This window comes from Paenibacillus sp. FSL K6-1318 (assembly GCF_037976905.1).
GTDB lineage: Bacteria > Bacillota > Bacilli > Paenibacillales > Paenibacillaceae > Paenibacillus > Paenibacillus amylolyticus_A.
Window position 1 is genome coordinate 5483559 of the sequence record NZ_CP150270.1, and the last position, 25951, is coordinate 5509509.

Consider the following 25951-nt stretch of genomic DNA (forward strand, 5'->3'; position numbering starts at 1 on the left):
TCTCATTTCATATCATCTCTATGATTTCATATCTTTACAAATTTATAACGATAAGCAAAGATTGGAATAGTTCTGGAGGGAATCACAACATGTAAATCTACTTTCCAAAATGAAGGAGAGATAATAATGAAATACACCAATGTTTTATTATCAAGCGTAATTGTCTTAGGAAGCATGGGCACGTTATCAACTGCATCATCTTCATTTCATACTTCTGATAAAATAGCACACATTGCTGCTGGCTCAACATCTGTGAACGCTTCGACATACCAGAATATATCTAAGTTTGAAAAAACAATAAGCTCAAACAAAATTGTCTGGAAAGGTGACAATACCTCTATAACCGCGAACATCTTAAAGCTAGATGCTGCTGCCGATTTTGAGCAAAACATAATTGACACTATTGCAGTTACTCATGGTAAAGAAAAGCACACTCTACAAATGGGAGATTTTGAAGTTAAATTATTGGATATCACTAGTATTGCTCAATCTCCATCGAATGAATGGATTGCTATCCAAGTCGAAAAAAGTGCAGGCAGCAACCTCATTCTCGTGAACCTTAAAACAGGAAAGTACACGATTATAAACGAACGTCTTGAAAAATTAGGTAAACAAAATGTAGAAACCATTTCATCATATAATTGGTCACCAAAAGAAGACATCATTGCATTTTCTTATGGAAATACGGAGAAAAGCACGTTAGCAATATACGACACTAAGAAAGACAGTGTTGTTTATCTCCCTCGGGCAACCAACTATATTAGCACCGGTTTAATTTTATGGCATAAGAACGGAAAAAATATGGATTACATTAGTGAGTATCCTTCAGATCAATGGATTCTTTTCAGATACGATACAGGAAGCAAAAAAGTTAAGCCTGTAAAAAGAATCACAAAAAAGGAATTTCAGCAGTGGTTTAAATTAGATAAATATCCTACAAAATAATAAAAAAAATGATTGGACGAAAAATACGTTTCTTCAGTTCAACTTATATAGCAAAAAGGCGAGTCTCCATTAATCGGAGGACTCACCTTTGGTTTTATTAAAATTTTTAAGAAGTTCCTTTTTGCTTACTCGCCTGCATCTGCTGGGCGAATCGCATCATCTCTTCGAACTCTTCCTCGGATACGGCGTCTCCATCGGTGCTTATGTCTTGTACAATCGGAATCTCGGGTTTGGCTTTGGTTCCTTTGCCGTATGTACGGGTACGGGTTCCAGCTGCACCAGCAGCCTGTTTGCCTTTGACCTTGGCCTGATCGCGAATATATTGGACGGCTTTCTCGTAGGAGTTCACCTGCTTGAGCAGCATGTTGGAGGCAATCGCCTCAACGAAGTTACGGTTAATTCGCTGCTCTCCGCCAGATACAAGTAATGCCATCAAATAATGAATCAATACATTGATAACTTCACCCGGCAACTTGTAGCTCAGGTCAATTTTCTCAAATATATCAATCAGATTGTCCGGTACTGCACCTGGGAAGAACGTCTGCAGCAGACGCGTATACGGCTCATTCCGCAACATCATATTGTATTGATGAATATCACACTTAGTCATAAATTGTGGAGGTACTTCGACGTAGTATTCCATCTGCACTCCATGCTCAACAGGTGGTTCACCAGAGTCCTCTTTCCGCTCTGGCTCCTCCATATGCTGTCTCAAAGCCACTACCTTGGCTGCTTGTACAGTCTGTTGCTCATGACGCTTCTTCGTCTGTCTGAACTGCATGCTCGCCTTATGCTGGAGATCATCCAAAATCAATTGGCCCTGTGGACTGAAGATATCATCTTCATCCAGCAGACGGCATACATCCTGCACACTGAGATTGAACTTGTTCACTACATAATTCACAATGCCCAGTTGTTCATGATCGAACCGCAGCTGCTCTACATGACGGCGATTGACCGACTCCCGCGGAAAACGCAAAATAATGTCGGCATAGTTCAAACTGTTTTCTTCCGCTGCATCATTCGTGCCTGTCCGCTGGGCCGTAGTCGATACTTCCGACAATGCTTGCTCCAACTCGTAATCAATAACATGTGTATTCAATTCAAATATATCGTAAAAGGGAACGGAAATATTCTCTTTATTGGCTGCCGGATAAGGCGCGTCCCCATTTTCCACTGCCGAGAAACCGGATCGCAGGGAAAGGACGGCAAATTTGCCTATCTTGTCACGAAGCAGCAGTGTCAAATGCTGTGTCCGGAAAAATTCTGCCGGAGAGAGCGGCGGTTGCAGCTCATATTCGTAGATGTAATCATCATTTTCCGGAATATATAGCCTTGAAGTCTGAAGCAGCCCCACTGCCTCAAGCTTGGATGTCTGCTCTAGCAAATATTTACGCCCTTTCTCACTTGGCTCAAGTCCAAGTGTCATGAACAGCCTCCGTTGCTGTTCAAGCGGCGAATAACCGACCTGTTCACCGGGAAGATGCTGAAACAACAGCCGATACAAGCCAACCGCAAAAGCACCTACCATGGGCTGATATGCTCCTGTAAGCATACGGTCATCCAGGGCGCTAAGTCCAAACTCCCTGTATACGCAGTAGCGATGATGTTCAGTATAATGGTGCAGATTCTTCATGCGCATAGCCTGATCTCCTTCTCCCCAAAAGTATGTTTATCTATTCTATCATAAATGTCTGATCCTCAAATGCTCAAAAACAGGTAAAAAGATGGCCTGTTCTCGCTCCATTTCGTCCTAGGTCGACATCATTCACGTTTTCGCAGAATTAAGCAACTTTCGAAAAAAAACATGTCGAGAGTCGCTAGAATACTATAAAAGCTCTAACAGCAGAATACAAGTAAAGATCTGAAGAAAATGTTCTCCAGATATATATGAAGTACAACTCTACAATAATCCATCTTATATAAATGAACAGCAAAAAAGCCTTCCCTTTGTACTCGTAAGCGTTTACGACAAAGACAAGACTTTCTCGCGATTACAGTCATGCATGTGTTACCTCTTTCCAGCACACTAAAACATTCTGTACCCACCCAGACGCAACTTCTGAATCGTCCAGCCACTTATTACCGCACCAGCCAGTCCAGCGATACCCGTCATATAATCTACAAGCTGGAAAGAACCCAGATGTGACACCAGAGATGACGAATGATCCCATAGAGAGTACACAACAATAGGCAGAATTACAATAATGAACAGATAGGAAGGAAACCAGGTTGTCTTCATCAGCATGTTCAGAATGAAACCGATACCAAACATCATAACGAAAAATAATACCATTAATACCAACACAGGTATAAATTGCATCGGGCGACATTCACCTCTTCTTTCACACATTCAGGTTTCACTTCTGGATAGTAGTTAGTGTACCGCAAAAAATGTGGCGAAGCAACGAACTTTCTGGACAAATTTCCCTATATTCACGCTCTGTCCATTTGCCCTTCTGCTTCATGTTGGGATACAATGTAAACGATAAAGCACTCACCCGTCCCTTATAGGGATTTGGAATATACCTTGCAGGAGGAACAAAACCAATGAACGAAGCCGCATCAACACTGGAGGGCTGGTATGCCCTGCATGATTTTCGCTCGATTAACTGGGCCGCCTGGAAAGCAGCAGATGATGAAGAACGTGCTGTAGCACTGGACGAGCTTCAAGCCTTCTGGAAAGAATGGAAAGAAGTCGAGGATTCATCCAAAGGAAGTACAGTCGTGTATACGGTTGTAGGTCAAAAAGCAGACCTCGTCATGATGCACCTGCGTGAAACGCTGGAAGATCTGAAGGCTGTGGAGAACGCGTTTAACAAAACGATGTTTGCTCAATACACAACTAAGTCGTATTCCTACGTCAGTGTAGTGGAGCTGAGCAACTACCTTGGCAAAGAAGGCGAAGACCCGATGCAAAATCCGGAGATTATCGCCCGTTTGAAACCTGTTCTGCCACAACGGCAATACATCTGTTTCTATCCGATGAACAAAAAACGTGAGCTGAATGACAACTGGTACATGCTGTCCATGGACGAGCGTCGCACCATGATGCGGAGTCACGGCATGATTGGTCGCAGCTATGCGGGTAAAGTGAAACAGATCATTACCGGCTCTGTCGGTTTCGACGATTGGGAATGGGGCGTTACGCTGTTTGCGGATGATGCACTTCAGTTCAAGAAACTCGTCTATGAGATGCGTTTTGATGAAGTTAGCGCCCGTTATGGCGAATTCGGTTCGTTCTATGTGGGAAGTCTGTTGAACGAAGGAACTCTGGAAGACATGCTTAAGCTGTAAAATAGTGCAACACACAATAAAGCACCGCGACATCTCCTTTTAAGGATATTGTCTGCGGTGCTTTTTCTCATTCATGTATTTGTGGACAACGAGTCGGATGATGATCCATTTGCAGTTGTTCACTCTATTTTATAAGTCTCTGTTAATTCTTAATCCTCGTCCTCTTCATCAACTGCTTTCAGCGATTCGAGGAATTCGGCTGTGGCCCGGTCACGGTCACGACCTTTCTCTTTAAGCCGCTCAATCGCGGGCAAAATGAGAATATCCACTTCTTTCTGCACGATGTAGGCCAGATCATACTGATCCTGTTCCTCCAGATAACCACCGACCTGCATCAGGGCGTTGTATCGATCCAGTTCCTCACGCGTTAATAGTCCCCGGACCTGAACACTGCAATGTCTCATCCAAAAAACCGCCCTTTCTTCAGGACTAACGGAATACCACCAATGATGAACAGATAACGCAGATCAACGAGCTTCTTCAACTGAGCCGCTTTCCAGCCCTTGTATTTCTTGCCGCCTACAACAGCAATGGCTTCACCTTTACCCAATGAAGCAACTGTGCCTTTGCTCGTAAATATAAAAGGTTGTGGCTGTTTCTTGCGAATGGATGCCACCACGTTCTTCGCACAGTTTACCCCCTGCTGCATCGCAATCTGGGCTGTTGGCGGATAAGGCCGTCCTTCCGCGTTGAACACAAGTGAATTATCACCGATGACATAGACATGCTCATGCCCTGGAGCACGCAGGTAGTCGTCTACTTTCACTCGTCCCCTCATCACTTCAAGACCTGCCTGTTCAAGCAGTGAGTTACCGCGAATACCGCCGGTCCATACGACTGTAGCAGCATCGAGCTTTTCACCCTCACCCACAATAACCCCGTCCGGGAGACATTGCTTAATTGGAACACCAATTTTGAAGGTAACACCTTTCTTCTTCAGCACGTTCATCGCATGCTCTACCAGTTCCGGATCAAATCCAGGCAAAGCCGAAGGCGCTGCCTCTACATTGTAGATATGCACATGTTTCGGATTCACGTCGAACTCTTTGCACAGCTGTGGAATGCGATCTGCAAGTTCAGCTACGAATTCAACGCCACTGAAACCTGCTCCGCCTACGACAAACCGAATACGATTTCGTTTGTTGTCGTTTTTGTACATCGCAAATTGATATTCGATGTGTTCTCGAATCAGTCTGACCGAGTTAATGCTGCGGATCGTCATGGCATGGTCGAGCATGCCCGGAATACCGAAGGTCTCAGGCTCACCGCCTAGTCCAATAATCAGATAATCGTAGGATAACGTGCCGTCCTCCAAAATAATCTTCCGATCCTGCAGACGAATCTCCTTCACGGAAGACTTGACCAGATCAATCTTGAACTCATCAATCAGCTTCGAAATAGGGACTCTTGCATGCTCAATGGTATCCGTGCCGGCTGCCGGCATATGTAGATGTGTAGTAATATAATGATAATCATGCCGGTTCACCAATGTGACATCGGCCTCGTTATAGTTCAATTCCTTCTGCAGCCGCTGGGCTGTCAGAATCCCGCCATAGCCCGCGCCGAGGATGACGATTTTGGGAATACTGCTCATGTCTATACCCCTTCCGGTTTCACTTGCACCAGCCCAATCCTGGGTGAGATGCAAAATACACTTACTTACAAATATTGATGAAGTCTTGCCCATTATGACAACAAATGTTAACTTCGCGAATTTATTTAAACGTTTGCATCAAAATTGATTCGTTTGCACGCAAGTTATCGTTTCAAGTTGTGAAATTAACCACAAGTTTCCACAAAACACGGGAGTTGTCTTTACATTACATATTGACTCTAAATTAGACAAAAAAACACATAGTACAGGTCAAGGATATCTGTATTTCTGGTAAAGATCAAGGTTTTTTTTGTTATTTTTCATAACCTTTCATTTCCAATTTCATCCTATTATCATCTGATCTTCATCAATTATTCTCAGATTCGTGATACAGCTAACTTTGCAACCCTGAATACACCGTTTATAATAGGAAAGACAGTTCAGCACCAACGCCGGTTACGATACGTAGCCTGCACATTCTCCCTGTTAACTACCTATTAAAATATGAAAGGTGTTGTTGATTCTTGACTGCACAGAATTCCAGTCATGATATGACTGATTTACTTATTATCGGTGGAGGCCCTGCGGGTCTGTTCGCCGCATTTTACGGTGGGATGCGTCAGGCATCCGTTACACTGGTTGAAAGCATGCCACAGCTTGGCGGACAGCTTGCCGCTCTTTACCCGGAGAAATACATCTATGATGTAGCCGGATTCCCGAAAGTAACGGCTCAGGAACTGGTGAATAACCTGGTTGAGCAAATGAGTCATTTTAACCCGAACATCCGCCTTGAAGAAAAAGTTGTATCGGTGGAGAAAAAGGATGAACAACATTTCGTCGTGAAGACGGATGAGAATGAATATCATGCCAAAGCCGTCATTATTACAGCTGGTGTAGGTGCATTCGAACCACGTCGCCTGGAGCTTGAAGGTGCTGCCAAGTTCGAGAAGAGCAACCTGCACTACTTCATCAGTGATCTGAATGCTTTCGCTGGCAAAAAGGTACTGATCAGTGGCGGTGGTGACTCCGCTGTAGACTGGGCACTCATGCTGGAGCCCATCGCTGAGCAAGTAACGCTGATCCATCGCCGGGACAAGTTCCGTGCGCATGAGCACAGTGTCGAAAACCTGATAAATTCCAAGGTGAATGTCGTTACACCGACCGAAATCACGGAACTGCATGGGGATGACACCATTACCAAGGTAACCCTCTCCCATGTCAAAACCAAAGAAACACAGGAAATCGAAGTAGATGACGTGATTGTTAACTTCGGATTCGTCTCTTCTCTCGGGCCGATTGCCGAGTGGGGAATCGAAATTGACAGCAACTCCATCGTTGTGGATTCCCGTATGGAAACATCTATTCCAGGGATCTTCGCTGCCGGGGATATTACAACATACCCAGGCAAACTGAAGCTGATCGCTGTCGGATTCGGTGAAGCTCCAACAGCAGTCAACAATGCGAAAGTATACTTCGATCCGGATGCCAAGTTGTCCCCGGGACACAGCAGCAACATGAAACGCTAGTTTCGCTGAAACAACATAATTGATACAAAAAAGGGTATCTTACTCCTGAGTGAATCCATATCAGGAGGGATACCCTTGTCTTATATATGCCCGCTGTGTAACGGTCTGGTTGTACCGGAGCAGGCTTGCCCCCACTGCCTTCAGGGACTGTTAGAATGCGGCAAATTGGACGACTACACCGGACCATACAGCCCCTACGCATTCCAGACTTCCTCTGACACGGCAGACGAAGCCGAAAACGTTTGCAATCATGTGATGTACTGTCACCATTGTCAGACGAGCACGCCATGGCCTGTCTCACTATGGGACTTGTCCGGAAACCTGTAACATTGCCTGCAATGAGGATCTCTAGTGAAGAATGGCAGATACGTCGGTACCCAGTTTGCGCTTATGGATTTCTGCCAACAGCAGTGCGATGAAATCTCGTTCGAGATTCAACTCAATCGCTTTATGGTAGGAATCCAACAACATCTCATCGGATAACATAGCCATTTCCCGCCACAACCTTTCCTTTTTTTTCCTCAAAACTATCATATCAGAGATTCATATAGAGAACAAGCGTTCTTGTTATCCACAATCATATGTGGAAATCCTGTGCATAGTTTGTTGATAATTGGTAAAAATGTTGAGTAATCAACGTGTATAGTGTGGACAATATTTATGCACAGGAAAGATGCACTTCCAACAGAACGTTTATCAGCGTATTTTTTTTGGAATAAATTCATAGTTTCAAGACTTGTTGCGAGTAAATTACCCTGTAATGTAAAATTTCAAACGTTTTTCATACCGTTTTCTTCTATATATTATCGGTTTTTCTTGGATTTTCTTAAGCTTTTCCACCCATTTTTTATTGTGGTCTGGTATTCACTTCCAGAATCCATATCTTGCCTGAATAATCCAGCCCATAATCAAATCCAAGCTGACCTACACCGGGAAACTGACTTTCCATAATATATGTGCATGTCAGTGTAAGGGAGCGCATCTCCCGGCGTTTGTGCCTACCGGATATATGTGGCAGGGATAAACCAAGGGCTCTCCGTCCCGATAGCATGGTGCCACCCTTGCTTAGATTCGTCACACAGAGTCCTGGGCGAGCGAGTCGTCCTACCAAGGAACGGAATACCCAGCCTCGTTCGGTCTTGACGACTTTGACTCTGTAATCAACAGGTCTCCCTTGAATCGTTGCCAGATGGATGCCCTGCTGGATCAAGTACCTGCGTCTTGCCTTTACACGCACCAGAGAGCGATACATCTGACTGAAACTGGCAAAAGAACGGGTCGTTTTCATATGCGTGTATCGATAAGCCCCTCCGCTCGCCGATACCCGGATGACACCGTAACCTCCGCCACCGACAATAGGTTTGACATACACCATTCCATAACGACTGAGCATGTGCAGCAGATTCCCCGAGTTGAATGCCTTGGTCTGTGGAATATGGACAGCAGCTACCGGGTACTTCAGCAGTGCTGCTGTCTTCCGCCATTTGCTTGCAAGCTGTCTCGACATGGGTTGATCTCCTTCCCTAGAACAATAGTCCTTCCTTATACATACTCAACAGAAGCCGTGCTTTCTTGGATGTCTGTCCAAGGCAAAGGCCCCTTTTCCATGGAACATGTCCCAAGGTGATGGCGGAAAAAGGAACAAGCGCCCGGTTTGCTTTTCAAACAAGTCAATCTGTCGTATGCTACTAAGGAATGGCTGGAAGGGCTTAAATATGAGGATCTAAGGAGCGTTCAGAAGAAATGGAAGCATTTTTCAAATCACTATATGGCGTAGCCTATTTTGCAATGTCGATCGTTCTGGTAGCCGTCACGGTACTTCTCTTTGTCACAGGTATCCGACTGTTTATTCAAAAGCGCAATCGCGGCTTTGCCGTGAGTTGTCTTATATTTGCCTGTTTCATCGTCTTTATCATTGTTGTTATGTTAACTACGCCCTTCTCTGCCACACCGCCGGGTTCACCGGAAGCCATGGCTGCCCTTCTTTACTTCGGGTAGTTGAACCTCTGTAGAAGGAGATGCTTATGACACGTACTAATGAAACCTTAGGAATTATTGATATCGGCTCGAACTCCATTCGTCTAGTTATATATGAACTGGATCAGGACAAAGCCTATCGCATTATTCATGAAGACAAATACGCCGCTCGTCTGAGCAGCGTTGTTGAGTCGGATGGAACCATTCTGCGTCATTCTCTGAATAAAGCCATCACCATCTTGCGTCAATTCAAAGCGACATGTGAAGCGTATCAAACCAAACTGATTCGCGCAGCAGCTACGGCAGCTATTCGTAATGCAAGCAATGTCCTACAGATTATCGAATGGCTGGAGACAGAAACGGGGCTTACCATTGAATGTGTATCCGGAGATCGGGAGGCCTATTATGGTTTCCTTGGCGTAACACAATCCATTGAACTGGCAGACGGTTACGTCGTGGATATTGGAGGCGGTAGCACGGAGATTACGGTCTTTCGGGATCGGAAAAGGTTACATAGCGTCTCCCTACCTATTGGTGCAGTAAATTCACATGCCCGTTACGGGGGTGAAGATCAGTGGAGCGAAGCGAATGCGAATGCCCTGTGCAACGAAGTCATTCAAGCTCTCCGTGGACAGGATTGGATTCGTGAGCATCCTGGCCTGCCACTCATCGGACTTGGAGGCACGATGCGTACACTCGCCAAAGTGGAACAGAAGCGTACCCAGTATTCGCTGCCTGTCACCCATCATTATGAGATCGGTGAAGAAGCGATGGAGAACATCGCACGCTCCTTGCCACATCTCACCTCGGCACAGCGCAAAAAGGTACCTGGACTCGCCAAAGATCGCGCAGATATCATTGTGCCCGGCGTATTGATCCTGCGAACTGTTTTCAGATTAATACAGGGTGATCGGTATGTGGTTAGTGGTGCGGGTTTACGGGACGGGTTGTTGCGAGATTACATGGCTGGAGGTCAAGCGGTCGTTCCGGACGCGCTGAAGGACAGTATCCGTAACTTTATCCATTTTGGTCCCCCTATTCCAGAGAAACGTCTGCAACGGATTCATCAGGATGCAGTTACCCTGTATACTGCACTGCAAGGTACTACGCCTGATCAAGCAGATGCCCGAATCCTGTATGCGTCCTCCATGCTGCATATGGCTGGTAAGCAGATTAACTATTTCCGTTATACGCAGCACTCGGCCTATTGGATTATGAATGCGAGCATCTATGGACTTTCTCACCGGGAGACCATTCTCAGTGCCAGTGCAGCCGATTATCATCCTAAAAAAAGAACACCACAGCTGCTGAATAAGCACCGGGACATTCTAAAAAACTCGGATGAGCGGCATGCTCATCGTATAGGCTCTCTGCTGCGCGTAGCCGAAGCCATCAATCGATCCGAGAGCATCGCTGCGATCGAAGCAACAAAAGAAAACGACTCGCTGCAGGTGCACTTCACCTGTACAGCCGAGCCGTTACTGGAACTTGATGGCCTGGAAGAGGCCGTCAAGGACTTACAGGAAGCCTGGGGAGTTACGTTAACGCACTCCATTCAGCAGGCTTCCAAGGGATAATTCCCATGGCCTCCGTCTGACTTCTCAGCGGGGGCTTTTCATTTTCTACAAATACATAATTGCCACCAGGCATAAGTTGTCTCGCTTTGACATTATCCATAAGGGACAGATTAAGGATATCCACCAGCATCTTCTTCAGCTCTGGATCGAATACAGGACACATCAGTTCAATTCTTCGATTCAGGTTACGTGTCATCCAGTCTGCACTGGAGATGAATACATCGGGGTTACCGCTATTTTCAAAATAAAACAACCGTGAATGCTCCAGAAAACGATCCACAATGCTAATGACCCGAATGTTCTCACTAAGCCCCTCTACCCCCGGACGCAGGCAGCATACGCCGCGTACAATCAGATCGATCTGTACTCCAGCTTGAGAAGCCTCGTACAACTCATCAATCATGTCCTGATGGGATAAGGAGTTGATCTTGGCGATGATTCTGGCAGGTTTGCCTTTCAGCGCATGCTCCGTTTCTCTACGAATCAGGGAAAAAAGTTCGTCCTTCATACCATCCGGAGCTACGTGGAACGCCTGTAATGCCTTCGGACCGGAGTATCCGGTAATCTCATTGAACAATTCGGAAGCATCTTCTCCAATAATCGGATTGGAGGTGAACAGTCCCACGTCTGTATACACTTTGGCCGTACTCTCATTATAGTTACCGGTTCCTACGTGAACATAACGTCTCAAACCCTGCTGTTCCCTGCGTACCACAAGGATGATTTTGGCATGGGTTTTCAGTCCAACCAGTCCATAGACCACGTGACAACCGGCCTTCTCCAGCTTACGGGCCCAAGCAATGTTGCGTTCTTCATCGAACCGGGCTTTCAGTTCCACCACAACCGTGACCTGCTTACCACTCTCAGCAGCAAGTGCAAGTGCCGGAATAAGGCGTGAATCGCCATTGACCCGATATAAGGTCATCTTGATGGCCAGAACTCTTGGATCTTCCGAAGCCTCCAATATAAAATCGGTGACCGGTTCAAATGATTCGTATGGATGATGCACAAGCACATCCCGTTTGCGCAGCAGCTCGAAATGACTTTCTCTGGGCAGGAACTCCAGTGGATAGACGGGCTTCACCGGACTGTATTTCAGATGTGAGAAGCCGTCCAGACTATCTACGAATCCAGCCAGAAAACTCAGATCCAGTGGTCCATCAATTTCGTACACCGGGTCCTGAATATCGAATTCATCCTGCAATTCAAGTAAAGCGTCCGGACGAAAATCCTTGCAGACTTCCAGTCGTACAGGAGCCCCTCGGCGTCTGCGCCGCAATTCTTTTTCAATAGCCTCCAGCAGATCTTCCGCTTCTTCTTCATTAATGAACAGATCCGCATTGCGGGTCACCCGGAATTCCTGCGCAGCCAGCGAGATATATCCGCTGAAGAGCGTGTGGATATGATGTTTGATCAGGTCTTCAATCAGTATGAATGTTTTCTTTTTGCTATTCGCCCGAATGGGGGCCTGAACCACCCGAGGCAGATTGGAAGGTACCTGAACAATAGCCATAAACGGCTCGCCCTCTTGTTCCCCTTCCTTCTGCAGCATCACGGACAGATAGACGGACTTGTTGTGTACCAGCGGAAACGGACGACTCTGGTCAATCGCCATCGGTGTGAGTACCGGGAAAATAATCTCATGAAAGTACTGGTCCATTGCGCGCTGCTGTGTCACATTAAGATCTGTATATTCCTGAATGTTTACGCCTTTCTTGGCAAGTAGACGAATAAGTTCACGATACGTTTTATACTGTTCGGCGACCATGGTCCCGGTTCGTTTGATCAATCTGCGGTATAATCCCGAAGGGGTATACCCTGTAAAATCCTTTTGCGTAAATCCGGCCTTGATCTTCTCTTTCGTCTCTGCCACTCTTACACTGACGAACTCGTCCAGATTACTGGCGACAATCCCGAGAAATCTCATGCGTTCCAGCAGGGGCGTGGTTGGATCCTGGGCCTCCTGAAGTACGCGCCGATTAAACTCAACCCAACTTAAATCGCGATTAACGTAGTTACCTGTTTTGACGTCTCTATGCATGTATGGCCTCCGAATGTGTTGCATATCTATTCTTGGTTAGAAGTTCTACTATAATTGTACTATTCGTAATCAACATCAAGCGTCAGCGCAGTGTAAACGCTACGTAAAATTTATGTAAATGATACCTCATGGGCGCAACTTTTTCCATCCCTTTACAAAGGTCAATAGACAGAGTAAAGTGAAGTACAGTGTGATTTGGTCCGGTTGCTTGTTATCATTTCCAAATATCAGTATTTAAAGGAGTATATAATGAAATCCAACAAACCTAGAACGTTACAAAAAAATATAGAGTTTTTCACGGCTGCACTCTCTCAATGTGTAGTGAGCGCATGGCAGGAAGACCCGGCTGGCGTCTACTGTGAAGTAGGTAGCGGCATTGTCGAGCGGATCAGTGAAGATAGCGTGCGCATTCGCAACAATGACGGAACCAAGAGTCACTATGCACGAGATATCACGATGTTCCAGACCGAAAAATAATTTCTCTGTAAATACGTAAAAAAGACTAGCTTTCCGAAACAAGGTGTTGTATACTCTTGCCACAAGGAAAGGAGGTGCGTCAACATTTCTAATCACATGTTGAACGTGTCCCTTACCCGATCTACTAGCTCAAAATAAAATGAGTCTGGTGGAGGCGCGGGATACGGATCAATGTTTCAAAAAGCGCCACGGGTAGAAAAGCCGTCTTCGGACGGCTTTTTGTTTTGTCTTTTTAGGTGGAGAGGTTGAGAAAACACCCAAAATATTGGAAATGGACCCTTTAGTCGAGTAAACCAGAATGGCTATAATTAGGATGCAACTCAACCCAAATCCGAGGAGGCATCTTGTAATGATTAAAAATGTAAGGGGTTTCAAGACATCCATCATGTTGGCTTTTGTTTTGTTATTCACCTCCATCATGTTGCCCGCAGGTCAGCATGCCAGCGCAGCACCAAGTTTCGCCAAAGGAGCCGACATCAGCTGGGTTCCCGGAATGGAAGCCCAAGGTTACAAATGGAAAGATAAAAATGGGGTTCAGCGTGACATCATTGATATTTTGAAAAACGACTATCAAATCAACTCCGTTCGTATTCGGGTATTCGTCAATCCTTCGAATGATTATGGGAACGGTTACATGAATAAGGATCGTGCGGCTACACTCGCACAACGTGCCAAAAATGCCGGCATGAGCGTGATGCTCACCCTGCACTACAGCGACTCCTGGGCAGATCCTGGTCAACAAACCAAACCAGCTGCCTGGAAAAACTATACCTTCCAACAGCTCATGGATGCAGTGTGGAATCACACACGTGATGTCATGACCGCAATGCAAAGCAAAGGCGTTACCCCAGACTGGGTACAGATCGGGAATGAAACAAGCAACGGCATGTTATGGGAAGATGGCAAAGCATCCACTAACATGAAAAACTATGCGTGGCTGGTGAACACAGGCCATAATGCAGTGAAATCCCTGAGCAGCGGCACCAAAACCATTGTGCACCTGGCGGGTGGAGATGATAATGCCCTCTATGTATGGAATATTGGCGGTCTAATCAATAATGGAGCTAACTTTGACATGATTGCCATGTCCCTCTACCCTTCGGCTTCCGGCTGGAACACAGCTGTGACGAATACGGTAAACAATGCCAAGGATATGATCAACCGTTATGGCAAAGAGATCATCATCTCCGAAATTGGCATGGATAATAACCAGGCTGCAGCAGGTAAAAGTTTTGTTGCGGCGATGAAAAACCAAATCCGCAATCTGCCGAATGGCAAAGGGAAAGGCGTATTCTACTGGGAGCCTCAGGCTACACCAGGTTATAACAGTGGATACGGTAAGGGTGCTTGGCAATCGAATATGATGCCAACAGCTGTCATGGAAGGATTTATTGACTAGAACACGGAGAGGTTAGAAGTGTGGGCTTTGGGGGCAGCGTGGTGGGCGTTCCGGGGGCGGATCGTTGAATCGATTCCGCCCCCTCCACTACGTTGCTGCTTCTATGAGGCACTTCTAAAGTGTGTCGCGATCAATCGAGGAGGGGTGCACCACTCGGGCTGGAGACTGATGTTCTTTTGGCTTACATATGAATATAATAAGTTTATTGAGATAACACATAGGATCAACTTCTTATTGGAGCGGGGGAATATGGATGAGTTTTTTAAAAGGGATGGGGCAATTGGCTGGAGAAGTTACCGGGAAAGTATTGGGCGGCAGTGTGCGGGTTGTAGGTGAACTTGCTGGAAGCCCCTTTATCAAAGAGATCGGGAACGGCGTAGAAAAAGCTACGATTAATACAGGCAAAACCGTTGGACAACTGGCTAGCGGGACATATGATCTGGCGAGTGGTGCGATCCGTAAAGATGATACCGCCATAGAGGCGGGACTTGCCGATATTGGAGGTGCCGTAACCAATACTGCAAAAGGTGTAGCGATATCAGCCAAGTATGTGTATAAAGGTGGTAAGGATGTCGTCGTGGGCTTGAAAGAGGAAGATAAGGACAGAGTCAAGCTTGGCGCCAAGAATCTTTTAGCTGCTGCTGCGGTGACAACGCTCGCTGTGGGGGTAATTGATGCAGTTGATGGGGCTGAGGCTGTGGATACAGCAGAATCTGGATTAGATCACCAATAACACGACAACCGAAGAAACACAGCCTAGCAGGGCAACAAAAATATGGAGGCAACTAAATGAGATTTTTTCAAGAAAAATCCGTTCTTTCTTCTGAATAAAGCATGAGTAGATGAACACCGTAACCACAACGGGCAGATATAAATGAAGATCCGGACCCTCCGTGCTCGGTAATAGTTTATTAATATATCTACCTACCGTCTCGTTGACCATTATAAATCCATATATACCACCGATTATCGCTGAAACTGCAAACTGAAATAGTATCTGAACTACAGCATTTTTTACAAAGAACGGATCACGTTTACGGTAACGGTCACTAACCATCATATTATCTATTACCTCCTCGTTTTTTGATTACCTCTTTTATGAACACTGCCCCTATATTTACCATAAGGTTGATCAGCTACCTTTATAATTTTTATCGACCTATCGTTCCCCACAAACGAAAAACTGCCCTGCCCACCTCATTGGCGGACAGGGTAATTATGGAAATACCAGAATGACTCTTCTGTTCAGCTTACCTTAGCAAGTCTGGTAGCACGCATCGATGCGGCAGCGTATACGATCAGCGCTGTCCAGATCAGCGCGAAACCTACGAGCAGAACTGGCGAGACCGTTTCCTTGAACACGAACACACTCAAGATCAGCATAATCGTCGGCCCAATGTACTGTACGAAGCCGAGTGTGGACAACGACATCCGAGCGGCTGCCCGTGCAAAGAAAAGCAGCGGCAGCGCCGTCACCACGCCGGAAAGCAGCAGTTCGAAGAACATCGGCGCAGGCAGTGTCCATGCCGTTGCTTTTCCCACAATGGCCAAGTAGATCCAGTAGCCGAGTGCGACGGGCAGAACTACAGCTGTCTCCGAAAATAAGCCCACAGAAGCGTCTTGCTTAATCTTCTTCTTCGCCAGACCGTACAAGCCAAATGACACGGCCAGCGAGATCGCAACCCATGGGAAACGTCCGTAGTCGATGGCAATGATGAGCACCGCGACACCAGCGATGGCAATCGCGAGCCATTGGCCACGGTTTGGCTTTTCATGAAGGAAGACAACCGCCAGTAGCACGTTCAGCAACGGGTTCAAATAATAGCCCAGACTGGTCTCAACGACATGACCATTGTTAACTGCCCAGATGAAGATCAACCAATTAATAGCGATTAGCAGCCCACTCGCGGTCAGGGACAGCAAGGTCGAACGACTGGTCAGAATGCGCTTCATGTCACCCCAACGACGTTGGACGGCAACGAAAATCCCCATAAAGACGAACGACCAGACAACCCGGTGCGACAGAATCTCGCCTGCCGGTACATTTTCAAACAACTTCCAATACAGCGGGAGAACCCCCCACATGATATACGCAATGATCGCGTTGATTAATCCACTGTTCATAACTTTTTCCCCTCTTACCCCTGTGATGTCTCAACGGATTATACGCCTCGATCCTCATTTAAGTAAAGGGGTAATAGGTCATGCAGGAAGTCAACCTCTCGTTCAACTGGCTTTTTCTTTGAGCAAAAGCTTCACGTTAGCGCAGCGAGATTATACTTTGCGCTTTTTCTTTCTTACTCTCATAAAGAAGACAAAGATCGCCGCAATTACGACTACACCTACGATATACAAATCAATATCCTGCTCAAACATAAACCACATTTTGTGTTCTACGTTTACTTGTTGTTTGGGTGGATATCCTTCCCCGAATAGTTCAGTTGCTTGATTAATATTGTTCATTTCGATGGTCGAACTGCACGGACTACTACTTAATTCGCCATCCGCTTCGCTAAAGTATATTAAATATTTATTGCCTTCCTTGAAATCAAACCCCCAAGTGAAGTTAGTTGCGATAATGAGTTGAGAGTCAACTTCCGTATTCCAACTCCTCTCAGCTTCCACTAAAATATATCTAATCTTCTCTTTGGTCCCCGTAAACCCCTCTTGCTTCAAGTCGACCTTTACTTGCTTTACTTCACCATAAACAGCTCCATCATATATTTCTAACTCTTCTTGGGGGCTTCCCGATTCAACACATGACAAAGCGTTAGCATCTTGTGCATTTGAGATAAAGAACACGGTGGATATAAAAAATATTAACGTGATTATACGAAGCTTCAGTTTCCCCACCTTCTTCTCATAACGTTAATTCGTACATCTTTATTGACCTGTTTAACAGGAAAAATGTTGCATTTTCTCTGGCCATTAGTGAATGAACAACGAAGCAACCAATCGGACACAGTTGGTTGCTCCATTTGTCTTTATTAAGTTACCATTCAAGAATAATCTAAAAGAAATAAAACTAAGATATTTTTCTTACAGCAAACCATAGCTCAACAAAATTCAGTCCATCTTTACCACCAGTAATTTCAAATTCCATTCCGTCGACCTGTTCATATCCTGTAGTAGGAAGCCATTCAGAAAAGAATCGTCTATATAAGGTTTCAATGGTTTCATCGAATTTATCCCATGTAAAAGGATCAGAGGAAAAGATCGCCCACGTGTGTGCTGGTATCGTTATACTTGTGTAACCATCCGCTTTACTTGTTTCACCTTTAAATGCACACAACATGTATGGGAAAGTATCCTCCCCAGTTTTTTTGTAGCTACACACAGCATGCACTTTATGATAATTCGAATTCAAAGAGTTTGGTAGGTCACCAGCATTTGCAGCAAGTCTTTCAACCTCACCGTTTTCGTGGCTTTGCTTCCATAATTCTGCTGGGGTCTCTACCCCATTTAATTGAAACACTTTCTCTATTCCAAATATTTCAAATCTTTCTTTTGTTTCGATACGATAGTTCATAGGCTCTTCCCCTTTAATTGAGATAAGGAAGGAAAGCCGAGGATAAGCTTTGAGAGCAGTCCCTTCTTCACGAGCCATGGCTGGATTAACACCATGCAACGATTGAAAAGCTCTTGCGAATGATACCGGTGATTCATACCCATACTTTATGGCAATATCAACAACTCTCCTATCACTATTCTGCAATTCAATTGCAGCGAGAGTCAGCCGTCTTCTTCGTATATATTCCGCAAGTGAAACATTAGTAATGAACGAGAACATTCTCTGAAACTGATGTGAAGAACAATAAGCACATTGAGCAATTTCCTTCAATTCGATCTCGCCTACCAAGTTCATTTCAATATAATCCAATGCCCGATTCATCCTCATAAGCCAATCCATCTCATCCCTCCTCTCAACAAAAGTATAGTTTCGTTAGGTTTTCGTATCGCAACTATTTGTGCGCAATTAAGTTTCGTATCCGTCGAAAGATATATGTTGAACATTTTGTCCGTTAGCTTTGACTTTTTAAGTACCGTTCTGAATTTGGGAAAGATTTCCCCCTGTAACTTTGATCGGGAGTTTCCTTGTTTTATTGAACTAATGTTCCTGATATTTGAATCACTTCACTTTTTCAGTTCCCAATTGAATGTCTTCAAATGGTACGTATTTATTTAGTTTAACTTCTTTATATACACGTACATAATTGACATTAAAGGTCGGGAAAGGAGCCAATTCCTTCATTGTTAAGAGCTTCATTTCTTCTATCTCAGTTCGTTCATACCCCAATAGGTTTGCCCCAAGGTTAAATGAGGATGATATTTATCCATTTCAAAGTAACGGTCTAAAAGTTCTTGTGCTGGAGAAATCGCTTTTACCAAATTTCGATGTAACTCGATGACATTGCTCGTTTCAACACTAAGAAATGTAACATCACTTCCAAACGATCCCGGTCCTGATAACGATAATTGAAAAATCGGCATTAAAGAGCATGTCTGTCTCACACTTTCTAACCAATGAAGATCAACGGTAAGACCACCCTGCGCTTTTACAGTGATATGAGGCTCGACTACATCATTAAGACGATTACTGGACCAACGATCACGAAATGCCACAATTTTTTCTTTATAATCATCTGGAGGGGTAATTCCAATGAAGTATTTCATATTATCTTCACGTCCTTTAGCAAACTAAATAAAGCTTAAAGTCAAAAAGCAGCCGACCCTTTTGATCAACTGCCGAGTGGTGTTCATTTCATTAACGTTTCATGGTAGCGTCACATTAGATTCCATTTGAGTTACTTTCACTTTCCTCCAACACGAAACACACCAATTACGGTTTCACCATCCTTGTCATACAGTGGAATATCCCATCCGTCTGGTGATCTGCTGTTCTGTATCGCAATAGCTTCTTCAGGTGTTTTTGGTTGCTCGCCATCCATGTCTTTTTTCAGCAGATATCCTTCTGTGCCATCCACACCAGTAGCCAAGAATAAATCAGGTTCGGTTTCTGGAGAAGTCGCATTTACGGCAGAACCATATGTCTGTCCATTCTTATTTTTCGGATAAAGAGAAGTGATGTGAATTTGATTCATCGTATTTTTAACGTTTGTATATTGGGATAACCCTGAACCACTCGATACACTAATCATTAAAACCACAAATATCAATAATATAACTCCTTTAGAATACATCTTCACAACTGTTCACTCCCTTATACTTTTGAACTCGCAGAAATTCCAATGAAAAGAAGATGGCTTTCACACAATCACATTACCTTCCCATCTTTAGAATAATATAACATATATTCAAAGGAGTAGTTGGAAGTTAAACGATAATCATCTAACCTGTCTAACGTTATTGCAGAACATCTCTCTTCAATAACAAAAAAACGAACGCCAATCTGTTAAGATCAACGTCCGTTTGTATGTTCATTATTATCATTTAAAAGTATTACTTCGCTTCGCCTACAACGGTAAAGCGCTCGTTTTTGTGTTGTGGGTTCTCGATCTCATCCACCAGAGCAATCGCGTAGTCAGCATAGCTGATGTAGCTGTTGCCTTCGCTGTTGACCAGGATTACGTCATTACCTGCTTGATATTTGCCTGTACGTACGCCTTCTGGATTAAAGAATCCAGCTGGGCTCAGGAATGTCCATTGAATACCTGAAGATGCTTGCAAATCCTGCAAGTTTTGGCCTTGGTTCGTTGCAGTTGCTTTGTATGCATCAGGGAACCCTGGAGATTCAAAGACACGCAATGTCTTGGACTCGTCTGTGAACAGGCTACCTGCTCCACCCACGACGATCAAGCGAGTGTTTGGTGCATCTTTCAGGATGTTGATCAACGCTTGTCCAGCTTCAACATGAAGATGCTCTTGCCCTGGAGCTGCACCGAACGAGTTTACGATAACGTCAAAGCCTTTGATATCTTCTGAGGTGAGATCAAAAACTTCTTTTTCCAATACGTTAAGGGACTTATCTTCCAATTTGGATGCATTACGAACGATTGCCGTTACTTCATGCCCTCTGTCTGCCGCTTCTTTCAAAATCAAACTTCCTGCTTTACCTGTAGCACCAATAATCGCAATTTTCATCATAATCTCTCCTTTAGTTATGTTAAGTTATGTTCTGTTCTGTTCTGTTCAAGCTTCATAATGTAACTATAATAGTTACAATATATATTGTCAACCATGTAACAAACAATAAACACAAAAAAGCCCCTGATATCATGCCCGTGCAAAACGGATACAATTCAGAGGCTATCTATTAAAGGGATTTCATACTGCTTATTTCAAAACAAGATTGGGAAACCATTGCACAACTCAGTTTCTTAACAATCCTTATCAGGCACACCCGCATCTTCCTTCGTACGGAAGGATGATCCACAGCCGCAAGTCGCTACCGCGTTAGGATTATGGATGGTGAACCCACCCGACATACCGGACTCTTCAAAATCAATTTCAAGTCCATTCAGATATTTCAGGTTTTCCTTCTCGACTACAACCTTCATGTTCTGAATATCCATATACAAGTCCTCATCGGACTCTTTATCGTCAAAGCCCATGGCGTACGAAAATCCGGTGCAACCGCCCGGTGCTACGCCAAGACGCAGGAACATACCAGGTGTCTCTTGCTGTGCAAGCATCTCTTTCAATCTGTCAGCAGCCGTTTCGCTGATGTTAATCATGCCAGGTCACTCTCCTTTTCATTAACTCTTCTTTAAATTATACTCCACCCCGTCAAGGGTCTCAAGTCATGTTTGCCTCTTTCCGCGTTCCCCCTGAACTCCTTTTTCTTCCCAGTGTATTGAACCCCCGCGACACGAGGTTTATAATGAATAGGTGGTCGCACTGAAATGTCGATATTTTGTCATGACTTATTCAGACGATGGTCATAATTGGAGTTGTAATTTTTTTCACATTTCGAGACTGCAACGCAGTCCCCAATGCATATATGAGTCAACAGACTCCATTTTTTGAAAAAATTTAGCTTTCATTTGCAGCATACGCTGCACCGGGTAAATAAGAGTTAGTCCAATAAGAAAGCGGCAGATGACCGCATCTTTGCTATGTAGTTCTGTATGCAGATTCTACACACAACTCAATTCCGGTTAAGAACAGGAGGAAACAGTATGTCTACATTGGTAACACCGTTCACAGACAAAAGAATGGCTGAAATCGTTGAGAAAGTGCAGAACGGCGTAAGGCTGAGCGTAGAAGACGGCGTATATCTGTATGAAACAGATGATCTGCTGACTTTGGGCCAGTTGGCCAATGAGGCCAACCTGCGGAAGAATGGTAAGAAAGTGTATTTCATCGAAAACATGAGTCTTTATTTTACAAACGTATGCGAAGCTCGCTGCGCTTTTTGTAATTTCCGCAAAGACCAGGGTGAAGATGGCTCTTATACGTTGTCCGGTCAGGAAATGATCGATTATGTGGAACAGCATATTCATCCAGGCGTAAGAGAGTTCCATATTGTAGGCGGACATAATAACCATGTTCCTTTTCAGTATTATGTCGATTCCCTGCGTGCTTTAAACGAGAAATATCCGGATGTTACGCTGAAAGCCTACACGGCAGCCGAGATTGATTTCTTCACTCGCATCAGCGGACTCAGTATTAAGGAAGTTCTACAGGAGTTGCAAAAAGCAGGTCTGAAAACATTGACTGGCGGCGGCGCTGAGATTTTGTCGGATGAATATCGCAAAAAAATGCGTGTAGACAAAGCGAACGTGGATCGTTATCTCGAGGTTCACCGCACCGCTCATAACCTGGGCATGCGTACGCATACTACGATGTTGTATGGATCGATTGAATCCTATGAGGACCGCGTTAACCATATGGCGCAGATTCGTGAATTGCAAGACGAGACCAACGGATTCATGGTCTTTATCCCGCTTTCCATGCAGCCAAAAAGTAAAAACGCGAGCATTATGCGTCGTAACTCGGCGTATGAGGATCTCAAAACAATTGCGATCAGCCGTTTGATGCTGGATAACATCGATCATATCAAAGCCTACTTCATCAACATCGGTCCTCAACTGGCTCAAGTCGCCCTTGGATTCGGTGCTTCGGATGCACATGGCACGATCGTTCGCGAACGAATTAGTCATGCTGCAGGTGCACTAACGCCTGAAGGCCTCACCCGTAAAGAGCTCATTTGGCTAATTAAAGGTGCAGGGCGTATTCCGGTAGAACGTGATACGTTCTACAATGAAATTGAAGTGTACGAATAGTAAATTAACACCATCTATAACTATATTGCACCAGCATCACTCCAGGACGCTACTTTCATTATAGGGAGACGTTTGAATTCGAGTGGTGCAAACTGCTGATTTATATCTTCAATTTTCAATGTCTATTTTTCAATAATTCAAATCCAAACAAAAGGAGCAGCTATGTTATTGCATAGCTGCTCCACAGGTTACAGCCCCATTTCAGTGGGACTGATGCAGAAAGGAAGCCGAGTCATGAAAAATTTCGTCATTCTTGGAGGCGGCTATGGCGGCCTCACCATCATCAAGGAACTTCTGGAAGGTAAAATTCCATCCGATACACAAATTATTTTGGTGGACCGCAGCCCCTTTCAGGGATTAAAGACAGAATATTACGCACTCGCAGCAGGAACCGTATCCGATTATGACCTGCGTATCCAATTTCCCGTGAGCGATAAAGTCACTTACCGTTATGGAGAAGTTACTTCGATCGACCTGGAACAGCGTCAGATTGAATTTGAAGGCCAAGACCCGCTCGTGTACGACAAGCTTGTCATCGGACTTGGTTGTACAGACCGTTTCCACAACACACCAGGCGCCGAAGATTACAGCTGTACCATTCAGAGCTTCAGCAAAACACGCGAGACCTATCTGCGTCTTAATGAGATCAAAGCCTATGGCAATGTGCATATCGTTGGCGGCGGATTAAGTGGTGTCGAGATGGCAGCCGAACTTCGTGAGAGCAGACCCGATCTGAACATCAGCATTCTGGATCGTGGCGAGCGTGTATTATCCGCTTTCCCACAACGTCTGTCCGTGTATGTACATGAATGGTTCAACGAACATCAGGTAGAGACACGTGGACATATCGCTATTTCACGTGTTGAACCGAATGCCATCTATAACCGGGATGAACAGATCCTAACGGATGCTGTCGTATGGACTGCAGGCATTCAGCCCGTAAAAGTGGTACAGGATCTGGACGTAACCAAAGACCCTCAAGGACGTGTCGTCCTGAATGAATTCTACCAAATCCCGGAATATACCGATGTATATGTTGTTGGTGACTGTGCGAGTGTGCCTTATGCACCTAGCGGTCAAGCTGCGGAAGTGCAGGGTGAGCAGATCGCCCATATTCAGCATGCCCTCTGGAAAGGCGAAAAGCCCAATCCACATCCACTCAAGCTTCGTGGCACACTGGGTGCACTCGGCAAGAAGTCCGGGTTTGGGCTGATGGGCAAAACGTCCATGATGGGACGTGTACCTCGTATTTTGAAAAGTGGTGTGCTCTGGATGTCCAAGCGTCATCTCGGTTAGTCGAGATCGAGCTCGTCCCAGACATCGGCTTCGGCAACTTTGGCCAGAATGGCGTTATATAGATCTTCCACTTTGTCCGTGATGACAACTTCACCATTCACCAGTGCAAAAGGAGTCATAGAACATTGGCCGCAATTGGTGAGGCAGCCGTATTCAATCACATCATAGTCTGGATTTTCTTCCAATTGATCCATGACTTCATCTGTGCCAAAATGCATATTATTGGCACAAAATTCAATAATCGGTCTCATTTAAGTTCACCTGCTTTGTTTGACCATTTTAATTTATGGCCATTTGTAATATAATATAGGAAGGAAAGGAGTTGAACAATATGAGCGAAAACGCACAAAGCACCATGTACGATGAGGTATCTGATGTGCTTGACAAACTTCGTCCGTTCCTGCAACGCGATGGCGGTGACGTGGAACTGGTCGACGTGGAGGACGGCATCATTAAGCTGAAACTGGTCGGTGCCTGCGGCAGTTGCCCAAGCTCCACCATTACCTTAAAAGCCGGGATTGAACGCGCCCTTCTCGAAGAAGTTGAGGGTGTACAAGAAGTCGTACAAGTATTCTAATCAATCCTTCACGAAATAAACCTCAAGAGCCTTTCGCTTCGCATGAAGCGGAGGGCTCTTTTTTTGTGTGCATATGCAGAGAGTCCATTTCTCACTGTCACCTTGACCAGTTTTCCACGTACGTCCTTCAATTCACCTTTTAAGTATCCTCGCGCTGTATGGTTGGACGAATCGGATCAAGTCCTCCAGATACATCCATAATGTTGCCTGTTATAAAATCGGAATGATCAAGGCACAGATACGTAATGACTCGTGCAATATCTTCCCCGCTACCGGGTCGTCCTCTTGGCGTTTCCTCGTCGGTGATGCCTGCCATCTCATCAATCGTTTTTTCCTTGTTGGCACCGCGAATATCTCCTGGACATACCATGTTAACCGTAATTCCATAAGGAGCTTCTTCAACCGCGAGTGTCTTCGTAAAAGATACCAGACCCACCTTGGCAGCCGCATACACTGCGCGGTGGGGCCAGGATCTCGCTTCTCCGGCATGACTGAAGCCAAAATGGATAATGCGTCCCCATTGCTTGCGTCTCATCTCTGGCAATACACGCTGATCCAGTAACATGGGCCCCAACAGGTTCCCCTGTACAAGCATCTGCACCTCATCTTCAGCATAATCCGCAAATAATCGACGCTCACGGACAAATGGCCCCGCGTTATTTACCAAAATATCAATACTGCCCAGCTTGTCTTCCACCTGTTCAACCAATGAAGCAATATCTTGCACCTTGGATATATCAGCCTGGATGGCAATGCACCGCACACCCTTGGCTGTAATCTGAGCCCTTAAAGCCTCAGCTTCTGTTCTGCTGTGTACATAGTTGAGGGCAATATGACACCCCTGATCTGCCAGACTGAGGGCCGTCATTTTACCAAGACCTTTGGCACTTCCCGTTATGAGGGCAACCTTTCCCTTCACGTTCATCCCCCTCTTCAAAGAGCAGTCACTATCCAGTATAAAAGATTTATCCTCCTCCTACAACTCGGTTATCTCTAAGG

Annotated in this window: 29 protein-coding genes; 12 read left to right on the plus strand and 17 right to left on the minus strand. The window is 45.1% G+C overall.

Annotated elements, in window-relative coordinates; translation table 11 throughout:
- Positions 1–126 precede the first annotated feature (126 nt).
- Positions 127–945, plus strand: a complete 819-nt coding sequence (locus NYE45_RS24340; RefSeq protein WP_340014349.1) for a hypothetical protein — start codon at positions 127–129, stop codon at positions 943–945.
- A gap of 106 nt (positions 946–1051) precedes the next feature.
- On the opposite strand, the gene NYE45_RS24345 is transcribed toward NYE45_RS24340, so the two are convergent.
- Together NYE45_RS24345 and NYE45_RS24350 are read right to left on the minus strand one after the other, a co-directional pair.
- Positions 1052–2587 (minus strand): helicase DnaB, encoded by a 1536-nt coding sequence (locus tag NYE45_RS24345; RefSeq protein WP_036605770.1) that lies wholly within the window; start codon positions 2585–2587, stop codon positions 1052–1054.
- 387 nt (positions 2588–2974) lie between these two features.
- Positions 2975–3268 (minus strand): YuiB family protein, encoded by a 294-nt coding sequence (locus tag NYE45_RS24350; RefSeq protein WP_264935111.1) that lies wholly within the window; start codon positions 3266–3268, stop codon positions 2975–2977.
- A 227-nt stretch (positions 3269–3495) separates the two neighbouring features.
- Between NYE45_RS24350 and hemQ the strand changes: the two genes are divergently transcribed.
- A complete protein-coding gene (gene hemQ, locus NYE45_RS24355) occupies positions 3496–4242 on the plus strand; it encodes a hydrogen peroxide-dependent heme synthase (RefSeq protein ID WP_340014350.1) in 747 nt (248 codons plus the stop codon).
- Between the two features lie 149 nt (positions 4243–4391).
- On the opposite strand, the gene NYE45_RS24360 is transcribed toward hemQ, so the two are convergent.
- Positions 4392–4646, minus strand: a complete 255-nt coding sequence (locus NYE45_RS24360; protein WP_036673350.1) for a hypothetical protein — start codon at positions 4644–4646, stop codon at positions 4392–4394.
- Entirely contained in the window at positions 4643–5836 is a 1194-nt protein-coding gene (locus NYE45_RS24365; protein WP_340014351.1) for an NAD(P)/FAD-dependent oxidoreductase, read from the minus strand. The genes NYE45_RS24360 and NYE45_RS24365 overlap by 4 nt, the downstream gene beginning before the upstream one ends.
- A gap of 524 nt (positions 5837–6360) precedes the next feature.
- Between NYE45_RS24365 and NYE45_RS24370 the strand changes: the two genes are divergently transcribed.
- Both NYE45_RS24370 and NYE45_RS24375 read left to right on the plus strand, forming a co-directional pair.
- A complete protein-coding gene (locus tag NYE45_RS24370; RefSeq protein ID WP_340014352.1) occupies positions 6361–7362 on the plus strand; it encodes an NAD(P)/FAD-dependent oxidoreductase in 1002 nt (333 codons plus the stop codon).
- A 75-nt stretch (positions 7363–7437) separates the two neighbouring features.
- The gene (locus NYE45_RS24375) at positions 7438–7689 is read left to right on the plus strand and encodes a hypothetical protein (RefSeq protein ID WP_076333170.1); all 252 of its coding nucleotides are present in this window, start codon (positions 7438–7440) and stop codon (positions 7687–7689) included.
- A gap of 21 nt (positions 7690–7710) precedes the next feature.
- On the opposite strand, the gene NYE45_RS24380 is transcribed toward NYE45_RS24375, so the two are convergent.
- Both NYE45_RS24380 and NYE45_RS24385 read right to left on the minus strand, forming a co-directional pair.
- Positions 7711–7854: a sporulation histidine kinase inhibitor Sda gene (locus NYE45_RS24380; RefSeq protein WP_017692430.1), complete on the minus strand. Its 144-nt coding sequence runs from the start codon at positions 7852–7854 to the stop codon at positions 7711–7713.
- 355 nt (positions 7855–8209) lie between these two features.
- Positions 8210–8869, minus strand: coding sequence for a YheC/YheD family protein (locus NYE45_RS24385; protein ID WP_339167130.1), 660 nt, complete (start codon positions 8867–8869; stop codon positions 8210–8212).
- Positions 8870–9105: 236 nt separating this feature from the next.
- Here NYE45_RS24385 and NYE45_RS24390 point away from each other — a divergent pair, with 236 nt between their 5' ends.
- Both NYE45_RS24390 and NYE45_RS24395 read left to right on the plus strand, forming a co-directional pair.
- Positions 9106–9360 (plus strand): hypothetical protein, encoded by a 255-nt coding sequence (locus NYE45_RS24390; RefSeq protein WP_340014353.1) that lies wholly within the window; start codon positions 9106–9108, stop codon positions 9358–9360.
- Positions 9361–9386: 26 nt separating this feature from the next.
- Positions 9387–10916 carry a Ppx/GppA phosphatase family protein gene (locus NYE45_RS24395; protein ID WP_340014354.1) on the plus strand — a complete coding sequence of 510 codons (1530 nt, stop codon included), beginning with the start codon at positions 9387–9389 and terminating at the stop codon, positions 10914–10916.
- On the opposite strand, the gene ppk1 is transcribed toward NYE45_RS24395, so the two are convergent.
- Complete coding sequence (ppk1, locus tag NYE45_RS24400; protein ID WP_264935124.1) at positions 10876–12957, minus strand: polyphosphate kinase 1; 2082 nt, start codon at positions 12955–12957, stop codon at positions 10876–10878. The genes NYE45_RS24395 and ppk1 overlap by 41 nt on opposite strands.
- 249 nt (positions 12958–13206) lie before the next feature.
- Here ppk1 and NYE45_RS24405 point away from each other — a divergent pair, with 249 nt between their 5' ends.
- From NYE45_RS24405 to NYE45_RS24415, 3 genes are all read left to right on the plus strand, one after another.
- Entirely contained in the window at positions 13207–13434 is a 228-nt protein-coding gene (locus NYE45_RS24405; RefSeq protein WP_062837943.1) for a hypothetical protein, read from the plus strand.
- Between the two features lie 385 nt (positions 13435–13819).
- The gene (locus NYE45_RS24410) at positions 13820–14833 is read left to right on the plus strand and encodes a glycosyl hydrolase 53 family protein (protein WP_340017435.1); all 1014 of its coding nucleotides are present in this window, start codon (positions 13820–13822) and stop codon (positions 14831–14833) included.
- Between the two features lie 253 nt (positions 14834–15086).
- Positions 15087–15566, plus strand: coding sequence for a hypothetical protein (locus NYE45_RS24415; RefSeq protein ID WP_340014355.1), 480 nt, complete (start codon positions 15087–15089; stop codon positions 15564–15566).
- Here NYE45_RS24415 and NYE45_RS24420 read toward each other — a convergent pair.
- The 8 genes from NYE45_RS24420 to NYE45_RS24455 all read right to left on the minus strand — a co-directional run bounded on the left by NYE45_RS24420 (position 15552) and on the right by NYE45_RS24455 (position 21528).
- A complete protein-coding gene (locus NYE45_RS24420) occupies positions 15552–15893 on the minus strand; it encodes a hypothetical protein (RefSeq protein ID WP_340014356.1) in 342 nt (113 codons plus the stop codon). The genes NYE45_RS24415 and NYE45_RS24420 overlap by 15 nt on opposite strands.
- A 185-nt stretch (positions 15894–16078) precedes the next feature.
- Positions 16079–16957, minus strand: a complete 879-nt coding sequence (gene rarD, locus NYE45_RS24425) for an EamA family transporter RarD (protein ID WP_062837946.1) — start codon at positions 16955–16957, stop codon at positions 16079–16081.
- Positions 16958–17107: 150 nt separating this feature from the next.
- Positions 17108–17686, minus strand: a complete 579-nt coding sequence (locus tag NYE45_RS24430) for a hypothetical protein (protein ID WP_340014357.1) — start codon at positions 17684–17686, stop codon at positions 17108–17110.
- Between the two features lie 172 nt (positions 17687–17858).
- Positions 17859–18743, minus strand: coding sequence for an effector binding domain-containing protein (locus NYE45_RS24435; protein WP_340014358.1), 885 nt, complete (start codon positions 18741–18743; stop codon positions 17859–17861).
- A gap of 362 nt (positions 18744–19105) precedes the next feature.
- Positions 19106–19507: a 2'-5' RNA ligase family protein gene (locus NYE45_RS24440; protein WP_340014359.1), complete on the minus strand. Its 402-nt coding sequence runs from the start codon at positions 19505–19507 to the stop codon at positions 19106–19108.
- A 137-nt stretch (positions 19508–19644) separates the two neighbouring features.
- Entirely contained in the window at positions 19645–20040 is a 396-nt protein-coding gene (locus NYE45_RS24445; RefSeq protein ID WP_340014360.1) for a hypothetical protein, read from the minus strand.
- A 253-nt stretch (positions 20041–20293) separates the two neighbouring features.
- Complete coding sequence (locus NYE45_RS24450; protein WP_340014361.1) at positions 20294–20935, minus strand: NAD(P)-dependent oxidoreductase; 642 nt, start codon at positions 20933–20935, stop codon at positions 20294–20296.
- 236 nt (positions 20936–21171) lie between these two features.
- Positions 21172–21528, minus strand: coding sequence for an iron-sulfur cluster assembly accessory protein (locus NYE45_RS24455; RefSeq protein WP_253440679.1), 357 nt, complete (start codon positions 21526–21528; stop codon positions 21172–21174).
- A 444-nt stretch (positions 21529–21972) separates the two neighbouring features.
- On the opposite strand from NYE45_RS24455, the gene mqnE reads away from it, so the two are divergent.
- A complete protein-coding gene (mqnE, locus tag NYE45_RS24460; protein WP_062837975.1) occupies positions 21973–23079 on the plus strand; it encodes an aminofutalosine synthase MqnE in 1107 nt (368 codons plus the stop codon).
- Positions 23080–23313: 234 nt separating this feature from the next.
- Positions 23314–24375: an NAD(P)/FAD-dependent oxidoreductase gene (locus NYE45_RS24465; protein WP_340014362.1), complete on the plus strand. Its 1062-nt coding sequence runs from the start codon at positions 23314–23316 to the stop codon at positions 24373–24375.
- Here the strand turns inward: NYE45_RS24465 and NYE45_RS24470 are convergent.
- On the minus strand, positions 24372–24626 hold the full coding sequence (locus NYE45_RS24470) for a YuzB family protein (RefSeq protein ID WP_074096376.1): 255 nt from the start codon (positions 24624–24626) through the stop codon (positions 24372–24374). The two genes, NYE45_RS24465 and NYE45_RS24470, sit on opposite strands and share 4 nt — an antisense overlap.
- A gap of 80 nt (positions 24627–24706) precedes the next feature.
- On the opposite strand from NYE45_RS24470, the gene NYE45_RS24475 reads away from it, so the two are divergent.
- Positions 24707–24952, plus strand: a complete 246-nt coding sequence (locus tag NYE45_RS24475; protein WP_053783253.1) for a NifU family protein — start codon at positions 24707–24709, stop codon at positions 24950–24952.
- A 139-nt stretch (positions 24953–25091) separates the two neighbouring features.
- On the opposite strand, the gene NYE45_RS24480 is transcribed toward NYE45_RS24475, so the two are convergent.
- The gene (locus NYE45_RS24480) at positions 25092–25871 is read right to left on the minus strand and encodes an SDR family oxidoreductase (RefSeq protein WP_340014363.1); all 780 of its coding nucleotides are present in this window, start codon (positions 25869–25871) and stop codon (positions 25092–25094) included.
- Positions 25872–25951 lie beyond the last annotated feature (80 nt).

Bases quoted from the DNA above. Each gene is read 5' to 3' on its own strand.
- NYE45_RS24340 (WP_340014349.1), top strand. From the start codon at position 127: ATGAAATACACCAATGTTTTATTATCAAGCGTAATTGTCTTAGGAAGC.
- NYE45_RS24345 (WP_036605770.1), bottom strand. From the start codon at position 2,587: ATGCGCATGAAGAATCTGCACCATTATACTGAACATCATCGCTACTGC.
- NYE45_RS24350 (WP_264935111.1), bottom strand. From the start codon at position 3,268: ATGCAATTTATACCTGTGTTGGTATTAATGGTATTATTTTTCGTTATG.
- hemQ (WP_340014350.1), top strand. From the start codon at position 3,496: ATGAACGAAGCCGCATCAACACTGGAGGGCTGGTATGCCCTGCATGAT.
- NYE45_RS24360 (WP_036673350.1), bottom strand. From the start codon at position 4,646: ATGAGACATTGCAGTGTTCAGGTCCGGGGACTATTAACGCGTGAGGAA.
- NYE45_RS24365 (WP_340014351.1), bottom strand. From the start codon at position 5,836: ATGAGCAGTATTCCCAAAATCGTCATCCTCGGCGCGGGCTATGGCGGG.
- NYE45_RS24380 (WP_017692430.1), bottom strand. From the start codon at position 7,854: ATGGCTATGTTATCCGATGAGATGTTGTTGGATTCCTACCATAAAGCG.
- NYE45_RS24385 (WP_339167130.1), bottom strand. From the start codon at position 8,869: ATGTCGAGACAGCTTGCAAGCAAATGGCGGAAGACAGCAGCACTGCTG.
- NYE45_RS24390 (WP_340014353.1), top strand. From the start codon at position 9,106: ATGGAAGCATTTTTCAAATCACTATATGGCGTAGCCTATTTTGCAATG.
- NYE45_RS24395 (WP_340014354.1), top strand. From the start codon at position 9,387: ATGACACGTACTAATGAAACCTTAGGAATTATTGATATCGGCTCGAAC.
- ppk1 (WP_264935124.1), bottom strand. From the start codon at position 12,957: ATGCATAGAGACGTCAAAACAGGTAACTACGTTAATCGCGATTTAAGT.
- NYE45_RS24405 (WP_062837943.1), top strand. From the start codon at position 13,207: ATGAAATCCAACAAACCTAGAACGTTACAAAAAAATATAGAGTTTTTC.
- NYE45_RS24410 (WP_340017435.1), top strand. From the start codon at position 13,820: ATGTTGGCTTTTGTTTTGTTATTCACCTCCATCATGTTGCCCGCAGGT.
- NYE45_RS24415 (WP_340014355.1), top strand. From the start codon at position 15,087: ATGAGTTTTTTAAAAGGGATGGGGCAATTGGCTGGAGAAGTTACCGGG.
- NYE45_RS24420 (WP_340014356.1), bottom strand. From the start codon at position 15,893: ATGATGGTTAGTGACCGTTACCGTAAACGTGATCCGTTCTTTGTAAAA.
- rarD (WP_062837946.1), bottom strand. From the start codon at position 16,957: ATGAACAGTGGATTAATCAACGCGATCATTGCGTATATCATGTGGGGG.
- NYE45_RS24435 (WP_340014358.1), bottom strand. From the start codon at position 18,743: ATGGATTGGCTTATGAGGATGAATCGGGCATTGGATTATATTGAAATG.
- NYE45_RS24440 (WP_340014359.1), bottom strand. From the start codon at position 19,507: ATGAAATACTTCATTGGAATTACCCCTCCAGATGATTATAAAGAAAAA.
- NYE45_RS24450 (WP_340014361.1), bottom strand. From the start codon at position 20,935: ATGAAAATTGCGATTATTGGTGCTACAGGTAAAGCAGGAAGTTTGATT.
- NYE45_RS24455 (WP_253440679.1), bottom strand. From the start codon at position 21,528: ATGATTAACATCAGCGAAACGGCTGCTGACAGATTGAAAGAGATGCTT.
- mqnE (WP_062837975.1), top strand. From the start codon at position 21,973: ATGTCTACATTGGTAACACCGTTCACAGACAAAAGAATGGCTGAAATC.
- NYE45_RS24465 (WP_340014362.1), top strand. From the start codon at position 23,314: ATGAAAAATTTCGTCATTCTTGGAGGCGGCTATGGCGGCCTCACCATC.
- NYE45_RS24470 (WP_074096376.1), bottom strand. From the start codon at position 24,626: ATGAGACCGATTATTGAATTTTGTGCCAATAATATGCATTTTGGCACA.
- NYE45_RS24475 (WP_053783253.1), top strand. From the start codon at position 24,707: ATGAGCGAAAACGCACAAAGCACCATGTACGATGAGGTATCTGATGTG.